The sequence below is a fragment of the Arthrobacter sp. JCM 19049 genome, from assembly GCF_001310435.1.
Genome location: NZ_BAXF01000759.1, coordinates 1 through 837, shown reverse-complemented (window position 1 = coordinate 837; position 837 = coordinate 1). Strand labels below are relative to the sequence as shown.

General features: G+C 70.3%; 1 protein-coding gene and 1 pseudogene. Both read left to right on the top strand.

Annotated features, from left to right (window positions below; all coding sequences use genetic code 11):
* A pseudogene (locus JCM19049_RS16045) lies at positions 1-480 on the top strand (permease); the annotation flags it as partial.
* Positions 453-785, top strand: coding sequence for a hypothetical protein (locus JCM19049_RS16040; RefSeq protein WP_054822047.1), 333 nt, complete (start codon positions 453-455; stop codon positions 783-785). The pseudogene JCM19049_RS16045 and the gene JCM19049_RS16040, both read left to right, overlap by 28 nt.
* The last annotated feature ends 52 nt before the right edge of the window (positions 786-837 follow it).

Below are 837 nucleotides of genomic sequence, written 5' to 3'. Positions count from 1 at the left end.
CGGGCGCTGGGCAACGCGGTCTACGCCTCCGTGCTGGTGGTGGTCGGGGTGCTGCTGGCGGTGGCGGTGCTTTCGGTGATCAGCTCACTGATCGGACTGCGCAAACTGGTGATCACCCCGCTGGCCGTGCGCCGCCGCGCACTGACCCCCAAGCCCCGCTGGGTGCGCGCCCTGATCGCCCTGGGCGTGCTGGTGGTGCTGTACAACGTGTTCACCTACCTGGATGTCATCGCCCGGGATCTGGCCACGATGCTGGTGATCCTGGTGCTGGGCATGGGAATGGGGCTGGGCGTGATGAACCTGGTCGGCCCGTGGCTGGTGGTCATGGTGGGCCGTGCCAAGCTGCGCAAGGCCCAGGACGGGGCGCAACTGCTGGCGGCCCGGATGATCCTGGAATCCCCACAGCAGGCCTGGCGCCAGGTCTCCGGGGTGGCGATGGCCGCCTCATCGCCGTGGTCGGCGGCACCGGCGCGGCGATGATGCAGCTGACCGGGGACACCGGCAGCGCCGGATGGGAGCAGTACCTGGGCCAGGACGTGCTGAGCGGGGTGCTGCTGACCCTGGCGGTGAGCTTCATCTGCGTGGCCGCCTCCAGCACGATCACCCAGGCCGCCGCCACCCTGGACCGGGCGGACCTGTACCACGGGCTGAACCGGCTGGGCATGCCCTACGAGCTGATGAACCGGGCCCGGGTGAAGTCGGTCATGATCCCCACCCTCACCGCGGCCATCGGGTTTGGGCTGGCCTCCCTGGTCCTGGTGTTCCCGCTGGCCGGCATGGCCTGATCATGCAGCCGCTGACCGTGCTGACCGTCTGCGTCGGGGCGACCGGCGCCGG